Here is a 15,295-nt window from a genome sequence, read left to right as displayed (position 1 = left end):
GTGCTCTTTAACGAGGATTCAATGTCGCCACAGGCCCGCTTTCGGGTACCAGCCTGAAGGCGCGATAATAATTTCGGGAGTCAATGCCCGCCAGGGGGGAGAGATCGTGTCCGCTATAGGTTCCCGGATAAAACATCAACAGGGGGGTAAAACCCATCACGTCCTGCAAGGCGCTCATCAGCTCATGGCCGCGAACCAGCGGCCAGGCATTCCCCATACCTGTCAGAATGACAAACTCCTGATTTTGAAGATCGACTTTTTTTGCTATGTAATCCGCGATCTTTTTCTGATTCAATAAGCCAACGAGTTGTTTTTTCAGCGCTTCGGTACCGACTTTCACTTCCTGCTGACAGACGCGCTCAAATAATCCACGTTCAGCGAGCATGTTGATAATGATCTGAAAGATATTAAGGTGCTCAAACTTGTGGTCTTTTTCCAGATTACGAAACAGATATTTCAGATGTTCACGCACCTGTAGCTCATTCTGAGCGGGGTAATCAAAAATCCAGAACCCAATCTCATTACCGGAGCCGTTATTTTTGAGAAAGCGCTCTTCTTTAATGCGGCTATGAACCTGCGACAGACGGTATTCAAGCACGGAATCGATCACCGTTGCCCCTCCAGAATAGAAACCAATTCTTGTTTTCCAAGGCGCTGCAAGGTCGCCTGAGTTTCTGGTAAAAGAAAGACTGACTGGAGATTACGTCGGCGTGGTGTATCCAGATAACCCGCCTCAGCCAGTGCTTTAACCAGGTTGTTACCCATTTTTTTGATGGATGAATCTGAGTAACTAGTGAGTACGGGCTGCTGGCGAAGATGGTTAGCCACAAACTCATCCCAGCTATCCATAGGCAGCTTTTCTTTAAACTGTCTACGCAGGTCGTTCACCACCTCAGCCAGGAAGTCTTTAACAACCGGTGAATGGAGTACCAGCGCGACAAACAGTAATTGCTGACGCTCGCGCTCGCTCCCTTCCGAAATAAGTGACCATGCCGCTTTATCAAGCGTATTCAGGCGTAGTCTTATCGTTGTGGCATAGCGCTTTGCTGTATTGGCAGAGGAGGCTTGCAGAATGTTATAACCCACGATCTGCTCTTGCCAGGTCTGTTCATCGGGATTGGTAAGCATAAGCTCAGCGATGATACGACTTTCCCTGCTCATCAGTGGCCCGCCTAACAGGTCTCCAATCCATGCCTTGTCGTTCTTCACCGTCATTTCTACCCTCTGAAAACTGCTATGCTGCTCGCAAAAAAACAAATGATGATTGTAATGGGGGAAGGAGCGGGATGCCATGAGAAAAGGCAATTTGTGAGAGGGTAAGGTTCGAAAGAAGAGGACTAATATCTCAATGTCATAGTTGTTTTTGTTAATAGGCTCTGAATCGGCACGTCTAATTTAGACACTTCTGAGACGTTGATAATATAGTTTTTTATATTCAGCTGGTGGCATCTGATCACTCGAACAATGCCGACGCTAACTGTTATAAAACATTTCGATATAATCAAAAATATTGCTGTGGGCCTCCTCCCTCGTTCGGTAGAGCGTTTTCTTTATCCCAGCACGATTCATCAGCCGACAGCCCGATTAATCCCGCACTGTACCCGCCTCGTTAGTCTGTCCGTCTATCCACAGAGCTTATCCGGGGAGTGTGTTACAGCAGTAATTTCTCTGCCAGCTGGTCTCTTCAATACTGTAAATCCCCGAGTGGCAGCGGCCGCAGTGCTTCCGCCCCTGATAATGACTGCCGCACCATACGCAGTACCAGGATGGCACCGTAACAGGTGCATCCAGTCCGCCGATGATACTGCGTAATTTTTGGCATCGGGCTTCGGCTTTAACTTCAGGGTCGAGATGGGTACATTGCATCAGAACGTTTGTCGTCACTGTTCGCTGGTCATGTTCAAACCACGGGGCCTCACCAGATGAACCCGCATGAAGTATCAATTGACAGCCGCAGGAAGTGCAGGTCCATATCCTACCCGGTGACTGCATAGCGTCTTTAGCAGTGACAACGTGCCCGTCACGATTATTGCCAAGGTAACATTTCAGCATGCGCATGCTGCTACCTCCACTGGGATGTTATGTCTTGTACTGCATTTACCGGTATGGCAGGCCAGACAGTACCGTTTACCGTTGTGTGCGAGGAAGAGTTTGGCAAACATCTTAAAACTCCTGAGGGCAGGCACAAGTCGTCCCGAAAAGGGGAAGCCTGCGCCTTGCGGTTGGATGGATTAAAAGGGTTAAAAGGGGATCGCGATGTGCTTATCACACTACGGAATGCTGACGTAATAAAACTGTCAGACTCAGAAATCGATTTCTCGCTGTGGCCCGGTGAATTGACGATCAGGTACTTTGTTACACCCATAGAGTAAGAGCGTATTTTTTTGCTCAATCCTGGTCGTATGCTCAGGAACATCGCGCATGCTGGTCGATACCGGATCGCTGTTACGGACAGGTATCCGATTCTTATAGTGGCCGGGTGGCACGAATGTAATCCTCCGTCAGTGTCTTCAGACCCCGGTATGCCCGTTGTTTTATCGTAAGCCATTGCCTCAGCATTTCAGGTAGCGGCAGATGCAGCGCATACCATTCCCTCATATCCTTTCCTGTTGCAAGCTCACACCAGCACAGTAGGGTCAGCGTCTGTCGCATACCGGGCTGTACATGAAGCCGGAATAACATTTGTAACTGATCTGCCAACCGGCTCTTCCCCAGCCGGTAACACTCGCTGAGCAGCACGCCGGGTAGAAGGGTATAGTCTGTGTTTTTAGTTAGGCCGGGGTCGACAGTACTGGATTCCAGTCGAGCGGTACGGGTGATCGGTAGCAGGCGCTGTGGAATGACGATTTCTATTACGCTTCCGTCCAATGTTGGGCTGGTGGTTATCGCCAGTCGGTGCCATTGCGTTATGTGCTGCTGGCATAAACCGTGGGACAGACTGATGCGGGTAAAATCATCCAGCCAGGTCTGATAATGGTTGAGTAAAATTGAATGGATCATTTTTGATATTCCTTGATAAGTGAATTGAGTGCAGCCGTAAGCCTCCGTTTGGAACGGATTAGGTATGACGGTTATGAATTGTGTTTACGACGGGAGAAGGACTTAGCGCTGTGAGCGTGATGCATCGATACGGGCCTGCAGCCAGGCTTCTACTTCACTCTGTCGCCAGCGGGAACTGCGACCAAACTTGATGGGAGCCGGAAACTCACCGTCTTTGATGAGCTTGTAGAACCATTTATCGGTTAATCCGGTGAGACGGGTAATGAAAGCCATATTGACAAACTGGTCTTCAGACAGAGAAAGTTTAATGGTCATGACGAGATTCTCCGGTAGCTAAATAAGTACCGGAGTCGTGTGATGAATCACTGTAGCTTTCTCCGGCATAACAACCGGAACTGACGTAAAAAAGTGCGTCGTTTTATCGAAGCCCTCGCGGTCTGCCCAGTCCACTCGCGGGTGGTACCTCGCTGGCCCCGTAGTAAGTCTGCCCGTGTTTTGATTTCTCCTTGGCGAGATAGCTGATGATGTAGCGCAGGTTGTCGATGGCTGCTGCATCATCGTAATTGACGGGGCGGGTGATATCGGCTTCGTAGCATTTCTTACGATCACAGCGATTGTGGTACCCCTCACCCTGTGTAATCTTCTGCCAGACAACCCCTGCCTGTTCAGCCACCGGATACGTGACCTGGTTATAGTGACCATCAAGATACATCACGATATGTGCATGGCATTTGTGTCGGGAAGTACACTCCAGCACCCAGAAGTGACCAACGATGTTGCTCTCTAACATCAGATATTCTGTTAACTGGCGTACTTCCCTTTCTGTTTCGTACCATCCGTGATGGTTATAACGCCATGTGTCATTCTGATAGAACAAATCGAGTCTGAGGGGCTGAAGGCGGGAGTAACGTTCCAGTAGCTGATCAAGATGGTGGTTCAGTAACGACAGCAGGAACCAGTTCATCGTGTATTTGCGGTTCCAGGGCCAGGGAAAGTCCATGGTTTAATCCTCTGTAGTGTGTGTACAAAGGAAGGTGGTGATATGTAATTTTTATGCAGGAAAGTCACAGTATTTCTGTTTACTGAGCAGTACTGTGGGGACAGGAGATATACAGATGGGTTAAGCGGATCACAGCGGGAGGGGATATGAAGAGGAAGTTCTTAAAACATGAAGACATTAATTATACTAAAAACCCAAATGTTCGTTCCTGGTATCCAGACTGTTCTGGCCGCAACATATTCAGCATTTTTACGTGAGAGCATGTTACTGTGAATTGATAACTAAAGAGAAAGAGCAATAGAATAAACTTGTTGATAATAAAGGTGTTTAAGGTTAATTGTTATGCACTTTTTCTAAAATGCTTAATAGGTGATTGGCATGTCAGAACGAATCACTTTCAATGTAACCAATTCTGAGACTCTGCGTGTTGTGGATGAATACAGCAAAAAACAGAAGATCTCACGATCGCAGGTTATTTCCACATTGCTGGATGCCACCGTTCCGGTACTGAAAGATATTAATCGCTATTATCAGCTTGCGGACGAGCTTAAGGCCCGGCTACTGTCTGGTGTCTACCAGCAGGATTTGCCTCGCCGAAGAAATGTTGTAGCTGCTGAAAAGTATTGTATGGAGATCTGGGAGAGTAAGCTTCAGGTTGGGAAAGGGTATGACTTTGACAGCGTCAATGGCAAGGTGCATGTTCGCGAACATAAGCGACACCTCCGTCGAGATAATGCAGTTGGGAGGGTCGAAAATCGACATATCAAAGAGTTCTGTCAGTCGCTCCTGGAAAGGTCAGAACAGGATGCCCGCTATGCTTGTTTTATCTATACCGAAAGGATTATTTTTACTGATGTAGAAACCTCTGAACACTCTTCATCGCCAGTAAAACTGGCGGCAGGTGACGCTGTAATTTTGCTGACAAAAGATGTGGTTTTTAACGAGTTTTTCTTTGATATAGGTAAGGCGCTTTTTATCAATGTGGTTGATCTTATGTCATACGGTACAAGTGGTATTCCGGAGACGACAAGAGACCCACTTGTTCACTGCTGGGTGCCAATCCTGGTTAGTGGGAAAAATGCCGTGATAGTGCCTGTGTATCTGATTGACCCAGCTACGGCACCGACGTTAAGAAAACCAGACAACATCACAGTGGTCTACCAGGGCAAAAAGTAACGTTGATTCTTGTTCCTGCCATGCCACGCGTTTTCATTTATCCCGTGGCAACCTTATCCTCATTTTGGGTTATTTACCAAGTGCGGATGAAAGTCAGCAAAGTCACAAAGAATATATTATGCGGCACTGTCGACGCTCTGTCTGACATGAACCGGGGTTCCAGGGCATAAGTCTTGATATCTGATACGCACCAGCGCATAAAGGCAGTTGGTGCGATCTAGATGTGGCGTAAAAAGATAGGTTTTCGTTGTACTCACCAGCGTGTCGCTCCCGAAGAAGATATAATTTCTCTTGCCAAGACAGATGGCTTGTAGCATTCATTCTGTCACGTTGTTGTCTGGCTCTGTCAGACCTGTACTGGCTTAATGGTTACATACGGCACTGGGGTTAAATAATCGATTTTTCACACCTGTAGGTGCGTAGCGCCACGGGCCCTAAAGATACGATCTGATGTCAGATAATGCCGTAAGCTCTTAGGCAGTGGCTCCTGATTGCATAGGTGTTCAGGGTATTGATAAATTCGCATAATTCATCCGTGTAAGAAAACCACTCTCTACCAAGTCCCTTCTGATCCAACCTGTATTTTTTAAAGAAAAGATGTAATGCAGATTCTGTCTCAATACCCCCTGCGGGTATTATGGAGATAAGACTCAGGCTGGTATTATGTTGTTGCTTCAAGGTATCCACGCGTTGCCTGAGATTACCTGATATTCCAATCTTGACTCTTTCCTGAGGTTCATCCAGTAAAAAGTAGACATCCGTTTCACCATTGAGATAGGGCTCGTAATCCAGCCATGGAGCGGTGAATTCATTGCCATTACTGATGTCAGGTGACAGAAGCAGGGGAAGCGCTGCCTGCCAGGCCTGCTCCAGACATTTTTCCTGCTGCTTTTGCAAAAAGGGTTGCATCAGAGCAGTACAAGCAAAGTGGGTTCCCAGTGGTATGTAAGATCCATGACGCGAAGGAGCAAACTGTCCTGTTGGCATCCAGGTATGCCGAATTTCCAGCTTATCGCCAACCGTCTTCGGCACACTTCTTAGGCCGATCTCCTTGCCGTGAAAAGAGGCCACTAGTTTCTGAGGCAAATACCATTTCAAAAAACTTAAAGGTAGATTGTGGGTATGCTGCTTTTCAGGCTGATGTTTTTTTATAAACGCCTGATATTCGACACTCCCCAGCGCTTGTGCAATAAATCGAATTTTTTCGCTATCGCTCTGTGCATTTAGCCATGAATACGCTATTTTTCCGGCTTTGTTCATCTCATTTTCTTCCTTTCTTCAATGAGATCAATGTGGCAAACGGGAGCTCGATACCAAAATCATGTTTATGACCATTTTGACTAAACGACCACTTTTCCTCTCCCCCGCGATTAAGTAACTCTCTGTATAAGTGATTGAGCCCCACACGACCGTTGGGGGCTGCTTTTTTCTGATGGTAATCCAGCGCGCTATAATTATTAATGCAACAAATCTTAACGGTACCGTCGTAACCCAATCCGATAAATTGCTTCACGAGGTAGGCCAGATAGCCGATCATATAGTCTTGAAACCATGGGCGTGAAAATACTCTGTCACGTGAATGTGGCAGGTAGGCATCATGAATATCTAAATCCCACTCCCGGCTTAAGATGGTGACCTGCTTGCCATTAAAGTGGTAATAGGCATAAAAGCGCACACCAAATACCCAAGGTTCCAGCCAAGGATTATTGGTCGGGATCTGTCTGTGGTGTCCTGCTAATACCCGGCTGGCCGTATCATCATAAAATTCAAGCAGTTCAATGATGTCTTTAACTGTCGTGGGAGGAAAATCCTCGCATTCACGTATTACAGCCGACATGACTTTACCGGATACTCGGGAAATATGGCCTTCAGCAATCTTACGTATCAAGCTTTCCGGCACATGGCGGTCAGGATGAATGGCATTTTGCAATTCTGCGATATACGGTGCCAGAAGCTGGCTAAAAACACGCTTTTCTTCATGGCTGGCAAGGCCATAGCACGACATGTACTTATCGCTAAGCTGACCAAATACTGTGCTGAGTTCCGACCAGTTATGGCAGTTATAACGTAATGCCACTGCATCCCGGGCGTAGCTTAGATTGATATTGAGCGACCGTGAAAGGTATTTAGCGTGGGCTTTTGCTTCTGCGCATGTGGGGAGTCGTTTCATGGTTTAAGTCTCTTATCTGTCTTATGTGCTCACGAACCATAAGAATCAAAGACACTTAACCAAAAAAGATTTGATAAGTCTGCGCTGCATTCCGCTTTGGCCGTGAGCTGCCGGGTCGCGCTAACCTTGTGTTTAACTTATTGGAAAGTAGCACCATTGTCAACAGAGCCATTGACTATGCCGGGCTAACAGAGAGGTTAGCCATGAAGCGAGGTGCGATGCTGTCAGGGATCAGGTGAGGGGCTGACACCACACTTTTGCCATGGTTTCTGAACTATCGATGTCCGCTTCTGGACATAGACGAAATTCATGCTCAGCATGGGCAGTAGCAAGCAAAAAGCGGAGGTTCGGGAGGGTTGTGATTTGCTTTTAACCTTTGTAATTTAGAAGTGGACTGACCCCACGCCCTTAGACAAATTCTGCCCAGCATGCGTAATGGCTGTTGATACACCTTCAGGAGATTGCAGTAGTTGACCGGCAGCTTTGAGCGAGGAGCGGACGTTCAAAACGGCGATAAAAAATTGTGACGAGAAAAATAGGGCAGGATCGTCTACCGGAGCGTGGTCACTCCATTACCAACTGACGGTTGTATCTAATACTGGGGGCTGGTCACATCAGCGATCTGACCGAACAGACAATGTCAGAGGATTACGTTTGTACACCAACCGATATTGAGATCTTCCCGCTGACCAGCGCTAGGTCGCAGACCACCAGGTGTAACTGCGCCAACGTCCGCGTCAGCATATTCATGGAAGGCTGCATTTCAGAGGCGGACTGTAGCCAGCAAAGGGTTTAACTGGGATGCAGGCGACAGCGGCTGAAATGCGTACAAAAGGGGCTAAAGGTCACTCTGCTCTACTGCGCGCCGGATGATCTGGTCTCGATGAGCAGCAGGGCGTTCCTATTTTCAGCCAGGAGATCACAGATTCTGATCGCCACATCGCGTACGGTCTGGTCATGATGGCTGGCATGAAGGGGATCTATTGGAGATCCGCAATAAACAGCAGGGTGCTATTGACGGCATCCGTCAATGTGGTCTCATTTTCTTTGAGAACGTGCTCAGCTCTGTCTTTCACTTGATCCGGAGCCCGGTCGTATGTACGTTGACTTCAACATACACTTTTCTCAGTGATTACTAAGTGATCGGCTCAAGTTAGTGCTGCAGCTAATCATTCATTTTATAATTTAATTTAAACTTAAAACCGTGTGGAGAAACAATCATTCCACTATAATCATTTTCAAATGAAATCCATGAGCGATCATTATGCCGTCGGTCAAAAATTTTCTTTGTAACACTTAGCTCATTAATTAATACAGATGCCTTGGCACTATTTGAGGTTAACCCTTCAATAAGGGGAAGGATTTTATTATCTATTTGGGCGCTGAACTTTATATTCGAAACCCCTCCTTCAACTGGGTTCCTGAAATTATGACTAAACACAATTATTTCTCGCTCAAAGGATTTTAGTTCTTGAGTTGCCTGTGCAGACAATTCAAAATCGTTACCTTTAATATAATTTGACAACTCGTTCGCAGAATTATTTGCACCTGCGAGATACAATTGTTTAATCACCGCCCCACGAATGATGGCTTTAGCCAGTTCCTCGGGGGCAACCTCAGAAATAATCTCGTTAAATTCATTCCAGTCTGGATCTCGGAAATGTATTAATGCACTTTCAGGATTGTCAAACTGAGGAATAAATATCCCACCAACCAACCCAGTCTTTATTGGGCCAGTAGGGTTTTTTGTCAAATTTTCCTTCTGCTCTATGCCCTTTGTTATAGCCTTGTACAAATCCTTTATCTTATTTTGTGTTCCTTTGCATTCAAGAGCAATAACCCTTCCAAAATTATCCAAACCAATATAATCAGGTGTTTTACCTTTACCGTTTTTAGATTTCTTTAAAAGAAGGTGAGTAAGGTTTAATGTTTCCAACACGTAAATTGCATCAATGAACCCCTGAAAACTTAATGTATTGATTAATGTATACGTGGTTGAACCGACCCCTATTTCATCACTTAAAATGGTTTTTTGATGGGGATCTATGTCTTTCCATTCTTTACGAAGTCGCAAGTCAGATGAGGTTTTCGAAAAGGCAGGGAAGTATCTTAGCCATGCCCAGAAATCAGACAAATGAAAGCCAGTAAGTTTGGGGGGGCGAGTCCATAGAGCTGTGTGAATTAGCATGCAGTTCACATCAATTTTGTTAACAGTAAGTAACGGGTTATAGTACTGTACTTGACTTTTGGGAAACGAAGAAGAATCAATAGTTACTGTGATATCTTTTTTCATTGAACATCCATTCAGTTTATCATCAAGGATTACTTATTATCTATATTTCGGCAGCCTGAAGCATTTCTTGACGAAAGTTTAGCGTTGCGATGACAGGAGTGACTAACAAAATCCCTGACGTAATCTCCCCCCAACAATTAGCCCTTCTCCCGCTGTACATCCTCAGCATGGTACACGAACAAAACATCGGGCATGAGGCCGGTTTTCTCTATGGTTGCCAGTACGGACTGCATTGAAGCCTCGGAGATGACCTGCATCGCTTCATCACGAATTTCGACATACGCAGGGTCTTCACGGGTCACAAAAGGCTCCAGGAGGTGGGCAATGGCCTTACCATTAACAGAAAGGCTGAAAGTGCCAGTGGCATGATCCACATTCCAGATGTAGATGAGCGGCCATAAACCCAGCTCGTCGCATTCTGCCTCATTGCGGATCCCCGGCAGGTATACGGGCATAGACAGCTTTTCATCACTCAGCGTCAGCGCGATAAACTGTTTTGCCGTCAGTCGGGAAACTTGCCGGGTTTCAGCTTCAGGTTTTTTCTTTTTAAAGAATCCGAACATGGTGCTTTCCTTGTTTATGAGGAATCGGAGGGATAGTCACTGTCTTACTGAGCTGATTAATCTGCGCTTCACTGACCTCTGCGCAGACTCACGGTAACTCTCATTCAGCAAAAGTGATTTTTACACGGTTCATACTGCCAGAAACGAGAATTACTTATCGCTTTTCTTGGCTAGATAACCATATGATGACTAACACACTCCAGGCCTGGATCATGACACTATCACGAAGAAACGAGGGGGGATCCTTCGATTACACTCGCAGCATTGTTCGGCTGCCGCTGTACTAGGCTTGTAGATAGTCAATCGTCATAACGTCTCCTAACGCTCTCTTCCGCCAGATCGAACCTGATAAAGTTGTTTTCAAATCAACGATATTCAATGGCGGACCATGAGTGGTGCACGCTGCATTTCAAAGGCGACAGCCCTATGAGCGAATATTCTGTTCAGAGACCAGCCGTTCATGCAGACCAGATGCCCGAAACTCTTCTTGCTGCAAACCAATCATGCCACGAATCCATTCGATATGACCGCTTTGAGCGAGAAGCGGAAGTTCACGATCATTTCCACTGCTGCTTAAGGTTTTACAAGCATAGTGGTATGTTAGTGAACTGGCCGCAGCTCAAGTTGACCACAATTTTTTTTATGCAATACTCAGCATTTCTAAACAATAGTTTTAATTTAGCTAGTCTAACACCGGAAAGCATATGACTACACGCACACATCAAGAACAAGTTTGGGAGACCAACTTGAGAATAAAAATCAAAAATCTGCTTAAGCGAGGATTTAAAAAATTTGATGAGATATTACCACTGTGTGATGGAGCCCAACCTAAAGATGCGTTTCGCATATTTAACGAACTGAAAGATACCAATTTTGGAACATCTACTAATTCGCTTGACTATAAATCTAAATTTTTCTTCAAACTCCCTGCGGCCAACCCTAAATTTTTCCAATGGTGGTATACTCTTGAATCACAGGAGTTAATGACAACTAGGATTCTGGATATTCATAATGATCATGACATTGCCTGCATAGGCACTCCTACTTTAGCCGCAACAATTTCTTCATACAACAAAGAAGTAACGTTACTTGATATTGATGAAGATGTTGTATCTTTATTTAATAAAGTATTTAAAGGTATATCAAATGCCGAGGTACATGATGTAAATGTCGGCAATATTGGCTTACATAGAAAAAAATATGACTGCATAACAATAGACCCTCCTTGGTACCCTTCTGAATTTAAAAAGTTTATTTCTAGAGCAATAGAGTTATCAAAAGATGGAGCAACAATCTATTGCTCTATCCCACAAAATCTTACACGACCAGGGATTGGAGAGGAGAGAGCGGAACTAATTTCATCTTTGCAAAAATGTGGTCATGATATATTATACATTGAGCCTGGTGTGATGAAATACATAGTTCCATATTTTGAAGAAGAAGCATTAAAAAATAGTGGTATTGAGACAAAGAATCAACCATGGAGATCTTCTGATTTATTAGTAATAAAAGTCAATGGGACTAAAACACTAAGCTTTGAGTCCGAAGTGATTAACAAGGTCAGATCTTTCTCTAGGGTTGGGAATAATCATGTTTTTCGGGTGTTCATAGAAGAAAACAATGTAGAATCTAGATTTCCAATTAGAAGAGTTGATGGCTTTTCCAAATCTATTAGCAATAGAGATAATGTTGAAAAAGTAAACTTATGGACTTCGGAAAAACAAGGATTCCAAGTTGACGATATAGTCTTTTTTAACGAAGTAATCCAATTATGGAGTGATGGTAATAATATAGACGAGACAGTAAAGATTATTGGTGAGAAAAATAACGACAAAGCTAATATAAACTCAATTAAACAGATAATTGAACAGCTAGAAGAATATACTGGTTTTTGGGCGATGACCCCAGAATCTTCAGTACGCCGCACATCTGAAGAAATAAAAAGAAAAATGATGCTTTGTCTAGTGAGTGGGCAGCCAAAGCCTCTGAAAGAGAACATGGAAGCAGAAGTGATGGCTTTCGTATAGAATTTCAAAGGGATCGAGATAGAATTATCTGGTCGAATGGGTTTAGAAAACTCGCTGATAAAACTCAATTATTCCCTATTGAAGAAGATGAACATTTAAGACAACGACTGGCACATAGCATAGAGGTAATGCAACTAGCATCGACTATTGGTGCTGCTTTCGGTTTAGATAAGAACTTAATAGAAGCTGGCTCATTGGCTCATGATATAGGACATACTCCATTTGGGCATGCTGGTGAACACGCAATAGATCAAATGTTTCGAAAATTAGGTTTTGAAGGTGGCTTTAACCATTATGAGCACGGTGTGGATGTTGTTCGATTTTTGGAAGGTTCATATCAATACAGCGTTATTGAATCGCACAATGGGCTAAATTTAACACCAGAGGTATGTGATTGCATTTTAAAACATACGTATTGCCACAATGGGGATGGACCTAGTCAAGAAAATATATGGAAACATACAAAACATCAAAAATATCTGAAATGTGGAGGATACAGTCACCTTGAAGGTCAGGCAGTTAGAGCAGCTGATAAAATATCTTATCTACTATCAGATATAGAGGATGGAATAAAGTTAGGAGCTATACAACTTCATGACCTCTTAGGTTCAAGACTGTTTCATCGAGCTCCAATAGACTTTAGGATGAGAAGCGGCGAAAATCTATATGGTAAGTTTATAGAGCAAAGGGGATCTATAATAAAACTCCTGATGGAAGATATCATTCTGGAGTCAACAAAGAGGATCAGTAAATTAAAATCCAGAGCCGATGTTTTTAATGCGGGCCATTACTGTATATTTCATAGTGAACAGATAGATAATGACATGGGAGAGATTTGGGGTAAAATTCAAGTCAACAAACTTCACATGGATCCGAGAGTTTTATCTGCTAATATGAAGGCTTCAAAAATGGTAAGCGAGTTATTGTTACTTTTTACATTATTCCCTGAACATATAAATACACAATTTAGAATGGAGCATGAGAGATTAAATTCAACTGAATACTTGAAGTATTATAGAGACCAACATAAAACAATTGAAATACCTTATGATCTTTTAAAATTCTTGCCTTTGGATATGATGATAGGTTTCCATCCGGGAAATACTAAATATATAGATGTATATCAGTTAATTTTGGCCAAGGATTATGTTGCAAGCCTAACAGATAAGAAACTGAAGAGGGTTTACAACGAGCTATTAGATTAATTGTTGTTATTTAATCTTTTTTTCAATGATATCTCTGTATTTTCCCTGTAAGGAGATCTCCATGCGTAAAGTCCGATTCACCGAACATAAGATCATTGCTGTACTGAAGTCCGTTGAGACCGGGCGTGCCGTAAGGGACCTTTGCCGTGAAGCCGGGGTCTCTGAAACTTCGTACTAGTGTATGCGTCCTACCCAACGGACTAGGCATCTTTGAACATCTTACCTGACGTATAGTAACTTTCTAGATGTCCGCTTCTGGCTCGAAGTTGCCGTAGAAAAGCCAAGGGCAGCTTTGAGCAAACTGCGGAAGTTCGCGATTGTTCTCATAACGGAGTAAGACGCTGCTGGTATTAAGGTGTATTAATGAACAGTGTAGATCAACGATTACTGGCGCTTAACGCTCAGATGAGAACGTTCACCGATTCTGCACGAACAAATTCAGAATGGGGGGATTTGATATCCCCCTGGTAGATGCCTTGGTTAATGTTTATAGGTCAATTGAACTCAGAGCATCATTCTTGTCGTGTCAGAGATGGTCAAAAATAGACCCTTTGCGTGGAATAAGGATCTTCTCATAAAGCTTTGTAGCATAGTCATCAGTCATCCCTGAAACATAGTCGCAAATGACTCGCATACCAGCCTTCTCGTCTAAGCTAATCTGCTGCTCGTAAATTTCCCTCGTTGAGGCAGGTAGAAACCGACACGGATCGTTAGCCAGCACACCGAAAAGCTCAACAATCAACTTTTGTCCCTTGAATTCAAGCTGCTGTACGTTTTCATGCTTAATTACTTTGTTTTTGACCAGTTTGAAAATTTTCAACCTTAGTGCTTCGACCGCTTCCGGAAGGACCGCATTATATTTGAGCATGCCACATTCGAATGCTGCATTCTTTGTATTAAGCTCAACACTTGTAATCATAAGGTGAACCAGCATCCCGATGCACTCTTTTCTCTTGTAACTTTTACCAAAAAGGCTATCCGCAACAGATTCGCATGTTCCGGAAAATGTTTTTCCATGGCAGTCAGTAAATAGGGTTTCATGTCCACTGAAATGCTCCATCCACATTGCTCGTGTCACCATTCCGAGAGAAATAGCATCCTCCAAATCGTGCAGCGAATACGAAATTTCATCGGCAAGATCCATGATGGTTGTATCGAGAGCTTTATAAGAAGCTTTTTTATGATCGGATTTGGTTTGACCATCTTTAAAGGAAGTAAAAAGCCTCCGATCCTGTTCAGTAAATGGTGAGAGAGCAAATTCTACAATATCGCATTCTGAATCTAGATAGCATTTTGGAGGTTTAAAATCAGATGACTTAAAGAGCCAGTTCGGCGATCCGATAGTGGCCGCGATACTGTCTTTTTTAACCACTAGATCCGAGTATCTAACCGGATATTTCAGTACGCCTAGAAGAAGTCTGCGTGTAGGATCGAGTCCGTGTTCTAAGGTATACTTATCTAGTTTCGAGAGAATGCGAAGCGTCTGGCCGTTTCCTTCAAAACCACCGTAATCCAGCATACAGTAGTTAAGAGCTACCTCACCGCCGTGACCAAATGGAGGATGTCCAATATCATGTGCGAGACATACTGCTTGCATCAGATCGTTATCTGGTAAAAATTGCTCTTCCTCTTTACCTTTATATATTTTTTTAGCTTAGCAAGAAGACCTGAACCGATTTGGGCGACTTCCATAGAATGAGTCAGTCGTGTGCGGTAGAAATCACTTTCACCCAGACCAAGAACCTGTGTCTTGGATTGCAATCGTCTGAAAGGAGACGAGTGAATCAATCGAGAAAGGTCGCGCTGAGCTTCAGATCGAATCTCCTCAACTCGAGGACTATTGGTGCCTCGTCTCACATCC

14 protein-coding genes and 2 pseudogenes are annotated in these 15,295 nt (G+C 44.1%); 4 read left to right on the top strand and 12 right to left on the bottom strand.

Going from position 1 to position 15,295, the window contains the following annotated elements; translation table 11 throughout:
- Positions 1 to 7: 7 nt before the first annotated feature.
- From brxB to A4308_RS00170, 7 genes and pseudogenes are all read right to left on the bottom strand, one after another.
- Entirely contained in the window at positions 8 to 610 is a 603-nt protein-coding gene (gene brxB, locus A4308_RS00200; RefSeq protein ID WP_063308428.1) for a BREX-1 system protein BrxB, read from the bottom strand.
- Positions 607 to 1,209 (bottom strand): BREX-1 system protein BrxA, encoded by a 603-nt coding sequence (brxA, locus tag A4308_RS00195; protein WP_156491236.1) that lies wholly within the window; start codon positions 1,207 to 1,209, stop codon positions 607 to 609. Before brxA ends, brxB begins: the two co-directional genes overlap by 4 nt.
- Before the next feature lie 186 nt (positions 1,210 to 1,395).
- A pseudogene (locus A4308_RS22680) lies at positions 1,396 to 1,563 on the bottom strand (IS3 family transposase); the annotation flags it as partial.
- Between the two features lie 72 nt (positions 1,564 to 1,635).
- Positions 1,636 to 1,992, bottom strand: a complete 357-nt coding sequence (locus A4308_RS21500) for a putative zinc ribbon protein (RefSeq protein WP_442856097.1) — start codon at positions 1,990 to 1,992, stop codon at positions 1,636 to 1,638.
- 474 nt (positions 1,993 to 2,466) lie between these two features.
- Positions 2,467 to 3,000 carry a hypothetical protein gene (locus tag A4308_RS00180; RefSeq protein WP_063308425.1) on the bottom strand — a complete coding sequence of 178 codons (534 nt, stop codon included), beginning with the start codon at positions 2,998 to 3,000 and terminating at the stop codon, positions 2,467 to 2,469.
- Between the two features lie 102 nt (positions 3,001 to 3,102).
- Positions 3,103 to 3,315, bottom strand: a complete 213-nt coding sequence (locus A4308_RS00175; protein ID WP_063308424.1) for a helix-turn-helix transcriptional regulator — start codon at positions 3,313 to 3,315, stop codon at positions 3,103 to 3,105.
- Between the two features lie 103 nt (positions 3,316 to 3,418).
- Entirely contained in the window at positions 3,419 to 4,000 is a 582-nt protein-coding gene (locus tag A4308_RS00170; protein ID WP_063308423.1) for an inovirus-type Gp2 protein, read from the bottom strand.
- Between the two features lie 378 nt (positions 4,001 to 4,378).
- Between A4308_RS00170 and A4308_RS00165 the strand changes: the two genes are divergently transcribed.
- A complete protein-coding gene (locus tag A4308_RS00165; protein ID WP_063308422.1) occupies positions 4,379 to 5,176 on the top strand; it encodes a hypothetical protein in 798 nt (265 codons plus the stop codon).
- A gap of 453 nt (positions 5,177 to 5,629) precedes the next feature.
- Here A4308_RS00165 and A4308_RS00160 read toward each other — a convergent pair whose 3' ends face one another.
- The 4 genes from A4308_RS00160 to A4308_RS00145 form a co-directional block, all read right to left on the bottom strand.
- The gene (locus tag A4308_RS00160) at positions 5,630 to 6,436 is read right to left on the bottom strand and encodes a GIY-YIG nuclease family protein (protein WP_063308421.1); all 807 of its coding nucleotides are present in this window, start codon (positions 6,434 to 6,436) and stop codon (positions 5,630 to 5,632) included.
- A gap of 1 nt (position 6,437) precedes the next feature.
- Positions 6,438 to 7,346, bottom strand: coding sequence for a hypothetical protein (locus tag A4308_RS00155; RefSeq protein ID WP_063308420.1), 909 nt, complete (start codon positions 7,344 to 7,346; stop codon positions 6,438 to 6,440).
- A 1,165-nt stretch (positions 7,347 to 8,511) separates the two neighbouring features.
- Positions 8,512 to 9,639: a hypothetical protein gene (locus A4308_RS00150; RefSeq protein WP_063308419.1), complete on the bottom strand. Its 1,128-nt coding sequence runs from the start codon at positions 9,637 to 9,639 to the stop codon at positions 8,512 to 8,514.
- A 137-nt stretch (positions 9,640 to 9,776) separates the two neighbouring features.
- The gene (locus A4308_RS00145; protein ID WP_063308418.1) at positions 9,777 to 10,202 is read right to left on the bottom strand and encodes a hypothetical protein; all 426 of its coding nucleotides are present in this window, start codon (positions 10,200 to 10,202) and stop codon (positions 9,777 to 9,779) included.
- A 704-nt stretch (positions 10,203 to 10,906) separates the two neighbouring features.
- On the opposite strand from A4308_RS00145, the gene A4308_RS00140 reads away from it, so the two are divergent.
- The 3 genes and pseudogenes from A4308_RS00140 to A4308_RS22355 all read left to right on the top strand — a co-directional run.
- Positions 10,907 to 12,229: a bis-aminopropyl spermidine synthase family protein gene (locus tag A4308_RS00140; protein WP_063308417.1), complete on the top strand. Its 1,323-nt coding sequence runs from the start codon at positions 10,907 to 10,909 to the stop codon at positions 12,227 to 12,229.
- Positions 12,160 to 13,434 carry a dGTP triphosphohydrolase gene (gene dgt / locus A4308_RS00135; protein WP_071890778.1) on the top strand — a complete coding sequence of 425 codons (1,275 nt, stop codon included), beginning with the start codon at positions 12,160 to 12,162 and terminating at the stop codon, positions 13,432 to 13,434. Before A4308_RS00140 ends, dgt begins: the two co-directional genes overlap by 70 nt.
- Before the next feature lie 61 nt (positions 13,435 to 13,495).
- Positions 13,496 to 13,609 (top strand): annotated as a pseudogene (locus A4308_RS22355) (transposase); the annotation flags it as partial.
- Positions 13,610 to 13,960: 351 nt separating this feature from the next.
- On the opposite strand, the gene A4308_RS00125 reads toward A4308_RS22355, so the two are convergent.
- The gene (locus tag A4308_RS00125; RefSeq protein WP_231867149.1) at positions 13,961 to 15,031 is read right to left on the bottom strand and encodes an anti-phage deoxyguanosine triphosphatase; all 1,071 of its coding nucleotides are present in this window, start codon (positions 15,029 to 15,031) and stop codon (positions 13,961 to 13,963) included.
- Positions 15,032 to 15,295 lie beyond the last annotated feature (264 nt).

The sequence above is a fragment of the Enterobacter sp. ODB01 genome, from assembly GCF_001623605.1.
Taxonomy (GTDB): Bacteria; Pseudomonadota; Gammaproteobacteria; order Enterobacterales; family Enterobacteriaceae; genus Enterobacter; species Enterobacter kobei.
The sequence above is the reverse complement of the archived record's forward strand: the minus strand, read 5'-3'. Positions and strand labels throughout refer to the sequence as shown.